This window comes from Agathobaculum sp., from assembly GCF_050946325.1.
Classification (GTDB): Bacteria; Bacillota; Clostridia; order Oscillospirales; family Butyricicoccaceae; genus Agathobaculum.
On record NZ_JBMNUP010000082.1, the window covers coordinates 1 to 8,165 of the forward strand.

Below are 8,165 nucleotides of genomic sequence, written 5' to 3' on the forward strand. Positions count from 1 at the left end.
GCTGTCCCGTCACGCTGGCAGGGAGAAAATCTTCAGGAATTCCCTCCGGCAGCACAGAAGCAAGCCCCATTGCACGTTTTACATAAGGCAGAGCATCAATCTGTTCGCTCATCGCTTTTTCGCTTAAATTATCCCCTGCAGGGACCAGTGCCAACATGGTGTTGCTTTGGCCGAATTTTTCATTCATGATCTGTTCGGCCTCATAGACCGGTGTGCCGGGGGAATTGCTGACCGCTTCGTTGCCGAATGTAAAGTCCGCCATGCCCTGCGCGATATAACAGGGTACGATCAGAATCAGCACAACGGCCATAACCGGAACGCGGATTTTATAGGCAAACTCGCCGAAGCGGCGGAACGAGGGCATGAACGAACGATGCTGCGTTTTCTCAATCAGCCCCTGAAAACGCAGGATGAGCGCAGGCATCAGCAGCAAAACGGTCAGCAGGCTGAAGGCGATGCCCTTTGAAAGAACAAAGCCCATATCCGGACCGATGCCGAAGCGCATGAGCGCGAGCGCCAGAAAGCCGACGATGGTTGTCATACCGGACGCGCCGATAGAGGTAACGGCACTGCGCAGTGCGTTGGCCATTGCCTGCTCGGGCTCAATACCGTTCGCCTTTTCGTGGGAGAACGAGTGCAGCAGAAAGATGGAATAGTCAATAGAGCAGGCAAGCTGCAGAACTGCGCCGACTGCGTTGGACATAAACGATATTTCGCCGAAAATAATGTTGGAACCCATGTTCAGGATGATGGCAATGCCCATGACCATCAAAAAGAGAACAGGTTCAAACCAGGAAGTTGTTGTAACTGCCAGAATGGCAAAAATGAAAATGACCGCAAGCACCATAACAAGCGCGACTTCACGGTTGATGGTGGGGCCAAGGTTTGTATCCGATACGGCGGAGCCGGCAACCAGGCCGCGATCGCCGACAATTTGCTCAATTTCATGTACGGCGCGGTGGGTGCGCGGAGAGGAGTCGCTTTCCAGAAAGGTGATGTCCATATAGGCATCGCCGTCTTTATAATAATCGTCAATGTCAGAGTAGTTGATGAATTCGCTCGACCCATAAATGTTGGTTGTCGAATCGCACCACATAATCAAATCTACGCCGTCAACATCTGCGATGCGGTCCTTGATGGTTTTGGCTTCGTACAGCGTTACATCCTGAAGCATAACGCGGCCCATACCTGGGTAGGTAAATTCCTGTTCAAGAATATCAATTGCCTGTGCGGAGTCGGTTGAATCGGGCAAATACTTGGTCAAGTCATAATTTACGCCCACCATGGGTGCAAATATCAGACAGATAATGACAAGAATGGTGAATACCCGCTCGATACGCTTTCGGTTGTTGATAATCAGATCAACAGGACTGTGTCCTTTTAGATTCAAAAGAAAAACACCAACTTTCTGGAAAATGAACATTGCGTTCGGTTTCTATTCGTGATATAGTATAGTGCATGAGGATAACAGACACAACAATCAAATTTATAAAAAATGAATATTAACAAACAAAAGTATGATAAAGTGTTTGTTTATACGAAAAAATTTACAATTGTGTCGGATGAATGGAGGAAGAGATATGTCTGGACAGGAGGACAAGCGAATTCGGCGCACAAAAAAACTGCTGCGACAGGCGTTAACAATGCTGATGCAGCAGAAAGATTTTCAAAGTATCACAGTAACAGATGTGGTGCGTGAGGCGGATATTAATCGCGGTACATTTTATGCGCATTATCGGGATGTATATGATTTGCGCGAGCAGATTGAGAATGAGATGATTCAGGATTTCCGCGCAATGATTGCCGACCTGCGGCCCAGCGAGACGGCAACGTTGCAGCCTGTGCTGCGGCGGGCAATGGATTATCTGGAAGAAAACCGTGAAGTGGTAATTGAACTGGTTAAGGTGGGCAGCGGAAAAGGCTTTGGCAGAAAAATGATTCATGTGATGGAAGAATGCCGGCTGGAAAACCTGCCGTTCCGCAGCACAGAGGACATCTATGTGGCGCGTTTTGTAGCGACCGGTATGGTGGGTATGCTGGAAAAATGGATTGCAGAACCGCATCCGATTCCCAAAAGCGAAATGATTGTTCTGATGACAAAAATACTGGCACCGCTGCTTCCGTCAGCTGGGGTATAAAAAACGTGCGCATCTTTGCAGAGATGCGCACGTTTTTTTATGGAAGAAAGGTGTTATGCCATAGAAGGGTAAGTCCTGTCAGTTTTCTTTCCATTGCAGAACAAAATCGGCCAGGCGTTCCGTGGCGTCAGGGTGGGCGATGGCTTTCATCATCTCCCGCACGCTTTTCAGGCGCACGGGATTGTGGAACAGTTCGTATACCGCCTCGTCGATGGGGAAATACTTGGTAATCAGCGCGGCCATACCATTGTTGACCAGAAAATCGACATTGCGCTCTTCATGACCCGGAATGGGGTCGACCAGCAGCATGGGCAGATTTTTGGCCAGCGCCTCGGAAACGGTCAGCCCGCCCGGTTTGGATACAATGCAGTCAGACGCGCTCATCATCACTTCAACGTTGTGGACAAAGCCGTAGGGCTTTACCGTGCAGCAGCCTTCGTATCGCGCGGCGAACTGCTCAACGCGCAGCAGCAGCTTTTTGTTATTGCCGCAGACCACAAGAAGCTGCAGCGGCAGGCCGATCACCGTCAGCTTTTCCAGTGTTTTGACATGGTCGGCATGCCCCATACTGCCGCCCATCAGAAGAATCGTCGGACGGCTGGGATCAATATCAAGCTGTGCCGCCGCATCCTCACGGGACAGGTGCTGGTTGAATTTGGGATGCACGGGAATACCAAACGGAAGAATCCGTTCAGCCGGAAGACCGCGCTGCACACAGCGGTAGGTAAGCAGCTCGCTTGCTGTGACAACATACTGCACCCGCGGAACATCTTCCCAGAAGGGGTGCAGGGTATAGTCGGTTACAATGCCGACCGTTTTGATATCTGCAAGTTTTTTTCGCTTTTTCAGCTCGTCCACCATCTGCGCAGCAAACACATGCGTACAGATGATGACGTCCGGCGCATAGCCGGAAAGCACCTTGGCAAATTTGGAGGCTCCCAATGCGTTGATAATGTTGATGATGCTGGGCGCTGCATTAAAGTAACCCGAGCCGCCGTTTTCCGCAAGCTGATACACCAGACGATACAGCGTCTGCATGTGCTTGGAGGAAAACAGATAGCCCTTGTCAATGGTTTCCTTGACCAGATTGCTGATATAGGCGTATACGTCAAGCGTATGCACTTCCGCTCCCTTGCTTGTAAGCATATCGCCGATGGCCTTGGCGGTGGCGTGATGGCCAAAGCCCGCTGTGACCGATAAAATCAAAACTCTCATACTTTCCTACTCTCCTTGTATAAGAGTTATTTTACATCAAAGCGGAGCAAAAAGCAAATCATTGCGGAAAAGAGGCTCGATAAGCGTCGAGTACGCGATGCTCAAGCTCATCCCGCAAAGCGTTTCCGACAGGGTGCGCGATATCCCGATAGCGGCCATCCGGCATGCGGCGGGAGGGCATGGCAAGAAACAAACGGTCCTGTCCGTCAATGATTTTGATATCGTGTACTGCAAACGTGTTGTCAAAGGTGACGGAAACAAGCGCTTTCAGACGGCCATATGCTTCTGTGCGGCGGAATTTGATGTCAGTGATTTCCATAATGTACTCCTTTTTCTTTTACAGATGCGTAAATTTGTCTTTTTGACTATTTATATTTTGGGCAGACTGTACTATAATATACCGTAGTTGTTAATAAAAAAGGAATGTGGGAGGCTTTGGGAAAATGGCCCTTTCTATTAAGCCATATATTGAAAATAAGGAAAAAATTCACCTGATCGGCATTGGCGGCGTATCCATGAATTCGCTGGCCGAGCTGCTGCTCAGCCGCGGCGTACCGGTCAGCGGCTCGGACCGTCTGCGCACGGATGTTACTGCCCGCCTGGAGGCGCTGGGCGCGCATATCACCTATGAACACAAGGCGGAAAATGTGGAGGGTGCAGCGCTGATTGTGCGCACGGCGGCCGTACATGATGAAAACCCTGAAATTGTTCGTGCGCATGCGCTGGGCATTCCTGTGATGGAGCGCGCTGAAGCATGGGGACACCTCATGCGCGACTACGATAATGTGGTATGTTTGGCAGGAACGCACGGCAAGACGACGTCGACCTCCATGATGACGCTGATGACGATGGAGGCGCAGATGGACCCGACGGTCATGGTGGGCAGCAACCTGCCCGCAATTGGCGGCACACTGCGTATTGGCGGCAAAGGCTGCTTTGTGGCAGAAAGCTGCGAGTACTGCAATTCTTTCCTCCGCTTTGCGCCGACCGTGGCGGTTGTGCTCAATGTTGAGGAAGACCATCTGGACTTTTTCAAGGATCTGAACGACATTGTACACTCTTTCCGTTCATTTGTGGAGCTGACGCCGATGAACGGACTGGTGGTTGTCAATGGGGACGATCCAAACGCTATGCGCTGCGTAGATAGGCTGGACCGCCGTGTGCGTACGTTTGGCCTGAATGCAAACGCGGACGTTCGTGCGGTGGATATTCGTGATGAAAACGGTTATTACCGGTTTACTGTGCTGGTGGAAGGGAAGCAATACGCCGAGGTTGCCCTTTCTGTGCCCGGCCGTCACAATATGCTCAATGCTTTGGCCTGCTGCGCAGCGGCGGAGTTCCTCGGCGTATCGGGGGACACGGCTGCGCGCGGACTGAACAAGTTTACCGGTTCTTCCCGCCGTTTCCAGCTGGTTGGCAAGATGCGCAGCGGAGCGACTGTTGTGGATGATTACGCGCATCACCCGAGCGAGATGAAAGCCACGCTTGCCACCGCCAAGGAGATGAAGTTTGACCGGATTCTGTGCGCGTTCCAGCCGCATACCTATACGCGCACCAAAGCGCTGTTTCCGGAATTTGTAGAGGCGCTGAAGCAGTGCGATATTGCCGTTCTGGCGCCTATTTTTGCCGCGCGGGAGCAGAATACGATTGGCATTTACGCAAGCGATCTGGCTGCGGAAGTGCCGGGCGCAAAATCGTTTGACAGCTTTGCGGAAATTGCAGACTATCTGCGCAGAGAGGCCGGACCGAACGACCTGGTGATTACGATGGGAGCGGGCAATATCAACGATGTTGGACCGATGCTGATTAAGTGAAAATGGAGTATATGGGGGACCGCTGCAGCGGTCCTCCATTTTTTTGCAGCGGTGATTTTGAAAAAGTATGTATTTCGTCTTGACAAAAATGATAAAATAGCGCATACTGACATTAGAAAGAGTTATGCACTTTGTATAAGTTGGATGGCAATAAGGAGGGTGCGTTATGAATAACAATTTAATCATCACGATTGGCCGTGAATATGGCACGGGCGGCAGGGAGATCGGCCAGAAGCTGGCGCTGCGTCTGGGCATCGCCTTCTATGATCGCGAGCTGATTACGCGCGCGGCCAAGAAGACCGGCTTTGATGAAAAGCTGTTTGAGCAGCTGGATAAGCGCGCCACCAACAGCTTCCTTTATTCTCTGACGATGTTTGGCTCCGTCGGCCTGAACGGCATGAGCCTGACCGACCAGCTTTATCTGGCGCAGGCCAACGTCATCCGTGAGCTGGCGCAGGATGGACCGTGCGTCATTGTCGGCCGCTGTGCCGATCATGTTCTGCGTGATTTTGGCAACCGCTTTGATTTCTTTATTCACGGTTCGCTGGAAGACCGCATCCGTCGGATCCAGAGCTGCGGCGATTATGAGATAGAGGGCAGAACGCCTGAGGCTGCGCTGGAGAAGATGGATAAGCAGCGGTCTACATATTATAACTACTATACCGGCAAGGTTTGGGGTAAGTGTGATCATTACGATCTGTGCATCAATGCCGGCCGTCTGGGTGTGGATGCATCGGTGGATATTATTGTAGATTATGTCAATAAGCTGAAGAAATAATCAGCTTTTTGATACAGCGAGAAGAAAAGAGAGCGAAGGGGCCGCGCCGGTGAGCGCGGTCCTTTCGCGTTTAAAGGTGCGGAACGTTTTGAGAAAGTGGATCGTCTGAATAGATAGAGACAGACAATGAAACGGGGGCATACAGAGGAGGAAAGCGTATGAAACGCAGGCTGTTAGGAATGCTGGCGGCAGCGACGGTACTTGCCGGAATAGCGGCATGCAGTGCGGCGGAGCAGGAGGATGCAAAACCGGTGATTTATCTTTATCCGGAGGATGTGGCCGAGATTTCGGTCCGGTTGGATTATGACGGCGAGCTGACTGCGACGTATCCAGCCTACGAAGACGGCTGGAAGGTGACGGCATATCCGGACGGGACGCTGGTAAATGCGGCGGATGGGAAACCGTATTCCTACCTGTTCTGGGAAGGAGAATCCGAAACGGAATATGATTTTTCTGAGGGATTCTGCGTGGCAGGCGAGGATACGGCTGCATTTTTGCAGGAGATGCTGGCAGAGATCGGGCTGACGCCGCGGGAGTATAACGAGTTTATTGTGTATTGGCTGCCCAAAATGCAGGACAATGCTTATAACCTGATCTCCTTCCAGGGGGAGCAGTATACGGAAACTGCGGCGCTCACGATCGTGCCGCAGCCCGATCAGCTCCTGCGCGTGTTTATGGCGTGGAAACCGCTGAAAAATCCGGTTGAGATTGCGCCGCAGCGCTTTTCTCCCTTTGTGCGGGAAGGTTTTACTGTGGTCGAGTGGGGCGGCGCGGCGGTGCAGTAAAGAAAAAAATCCCCCGACAATGTCGGGGGATCGGACGATCTGGAATCAGGTGTTCCGTGTTTCGCGGACGACCATCTTGACAGGCTTCCAAATCAGCACAGAAATGGTATAATCGATCATCGAGTGGATGAGCGTGCCCAAACCGACCAGGATGACGACGCTGGCAAAGAAGCCGTTCTGCAGCTGCGCAGCGGAGAACAGCGAGCCGGATACAAAGAACGGGGTAACGACGAGCACTTCGGCTACAGCATGGCACAGAGCGACCAAAAAGCTGAATACGATGCTGGACAGCGGCTTTTCAATCGTTTCCGGATGACGGCTCAAGTACCAAGCGCCGAGGAGCGCGAATATCAGATGGGAGGCCGCACGAAGCGCGACAATTGCGGGTGTGGTGATAAAAAAGCCGATTGTCGTACCGATACTGACGGCAACGGCCACCGCAGGAGAGATGAACATAGCCAGGAAAATAGCCACATGGCTGGCCGGCGTGAACGTCATGGGGCCGAGCATGACCTTGGGCATGAACATGGGGATGACAATGCCGACTGCGCACAGTACGCCGGCAACCGCCAGATGATACAGGTGTTTATTCTTCGTCATAATGCTTTAAAGTCCTTTCCGATCTTTTGTTAACGGTCACAAGTATACCGCAAACTTGGATTGGTGTCAAGACACCTGTAAAATAAAATTGCGAGGATTGCATCTGGCGCGGGGCTGTGTTATAGTGAAGGCAGGGAAGGGAAGAGATATGATTTCGATTGATCGTTTTGAAGAATTGCTCGGTACATTGGCAGATGAGCTGCCGGATACGTTTTTTGATGAACTCAACGGCGGTATTTTGGTGGATAGCGGGCGCCGGCTCCATCCGGCGGATCAGCACGGAGATCTGTATATCCTGGGAGAATATCGCGTAGACCCTGCGATGGGCAAATATATTGTACTGTTTTATGGTTCTTTCCGGCGGGTTTTCGGCCACCTGGATGAAGCCTCGCTGCTGGAAGAAATGCGCAGGGTACTGCGGCATGAATTTCGGCATCATATGGAAGGCCGCGCAGGCGTACACGACCTGGAGGTATGGGACGAAGAGCAGATTGCGGCCTATCGTGCGCGGACAGCGGAAGAATAAAAAACGTCAGTCCGCATGCAGATGCGTTCTGACGTTTGGATGATGAGGCAAAGACGGTTAGTTTTCAGGCAGCAGAAACCCTTTTTCTTTCAGACCCTGCACCACCCTGTCAAGGGTTTGCTCGTCTTTTGCGCGCAGCGTGTGAAGGTGGATGCCGTCGGTCAGTGCGCAGAGCGGAAGGGTGCCTGGGGTTTCCAGCTTGCGGCAGAAAGCATCCACGTCAAAGCGGGAAAAGAGATGCAGCGGCGCGCAAATCTGCCCATACACAGAATGCTCAACGGTGACATCAATCGCTGCGCCGCCCAGATC

Annotated in this window: 10 protein-coding genes; 5 read left to right on the top strand and 5 right to left on the bottom strand. The window is 51.9% G+C overall.

Annotation, left to right across the window (positions count from 1 at the left end):
• Positions 1 to 1,390: efflux RND transporter permease subunit (locus ACOYIE_RS07310; RefSeq protein WP_433411868.1), on the bottom strand; the 1,390-nt coding region annotated here is incomplete at its 3' end.
• A gap of 253 nt (positions 1,391 to 1,643) precedes the next feature.
• Here ACOYIE_RS07310 and ACOYIE_RS07315 point away from each other — a divergent pair.
• Entirely contained in the window at positions 1,644 to 2,138 is a 495-nt protein-coding gene (locus ACOYIE_RS07315; protein ID WP_433411887.1) for a TetR-like C-terminal domain-containing protein, read from the top strand.
• Between the two features lie 78 nt (positions 2,139 to 2,216).
• Here ACOYIE_RS07315 and ACOYIE_RS07320 read toward each other — a convergent pair whose 3' ends face one another.
• Positions 2,217 to 3,353, bottom strand: a complete 1,137-nt coding sequence (locus tag ACOYIE_RS07320; RefSeq protein ID WP_433411870.1) for an MGDG synthase family glycosyltransferase — start codon at positions 3,351 to 3,353, stop codon at positions 2,217 to 2,219.
• A gap of 58 nt (positions 3,354 to 3,411) precedes the next feature.
• Positions 3,412 to 3,672 carry a septation regulator SpoVG gene (spoVG, locus tag ACOYIE_RS07325; RefSeq protein ID WP_433411872.1) on the bottom strand — a complete coding sequence of 87 codons (261 nt, stop codon included), beginning with the start codon at positions 3,670 to 3,672 and terminating at the stop codon, positions 3,412 to 3,414.
• 124 nt (positions 3,673 to 3,796) lie between these two features.
• On the opposite strand from spoVG, the gene murC reads away from it, so the two are divergent.
• The 3 genes from murC (at position 3,797) to ACOYIE_RS07340 (ending at position 6,730) form a co-directional block, all read left to right on the top strand.
• Positions 3,797 to 5,167, top strand: a complete 1,371-nt coding sequence (murC, locus tag ACOYIE_RS07330; RefSeq protein WP_433411874.1) for a UDP-N-acetylmuramate--L-alanine ligase — start codon at positions 3,797 to 3,799, stop codon at positions 5,165 to 5,167.
• A 166-nt stretch (positions 5,168 to 5,333) separates the two neighbouring features.
• Positions 5,334 to 5,945, top strand: a complete 612-nt coding sequence (locus ACOYIE_RS07335; protein WP_433411876.1) for an AAA family ATPase — start codon at positions 5,334 to 5,336, stop codon at positions 5,943 to 5,945.
• A 158-nt stretch (positions 5,946 to 6,103) separates the two neighbouring features.
• Positions 6,104 to 6,730, top strand: coding sequence for a hypothetical protein (locus ACOYIE_RS07340; protein WP_433411879.1), 627 nt, complete (start codon positions 6,104 to 6,106; stop codon positions 6,728 to 6,730).
• Between the two features lie 45 nt (positions 6,731 to 6,775).
• Here ACOYIE_RS07340 and ACOYIE_RS07345 read toward each other — a convergent pair whose 3' ends face one another.
• Positions 6,776 to 7,330, bottom strand: a complete 555-nt coding sequence (locus ACOYIE_RS07345) for a hypothetical protein (RefSeq protein ID WP_433411881.1) — start codon at positions 7,328 to 7,330, stop codon at positions 6,776 to 6,778.
• Positions 7,331 to 7,478: 148 nt separating this feature from the next.
• Here ACOYIE_RS07345 and ACOYIE_RS07350 point away from each other — a divergent pair, with 148 nt between their 5' ends.
• Positions 7,479 to 7,856 (top strand): metallopeptidase family protein, encoded by a 378-nt coding sequence (locus tag ACOYIE_RS07350; protein ID WP_433411883.1) that lies wholly within the window; start codon positions 7,479 to 7,481, stop codon positions 7,854 to 7,856.
• 57 nt (positions 7,857 to 7,913) lie between these two features.
• Here the strand turns inward: ACOYIE_RS07350 and ACOYIE_RS07355 are convergent.
• On the bottom strand, positions 7,914 to 8,165 hold a 252-nt coding region (locus ACOYIE_RS07355; protein ID WP_433411885.1), incomplete at its 5' end, for a 3H domain-containing protein.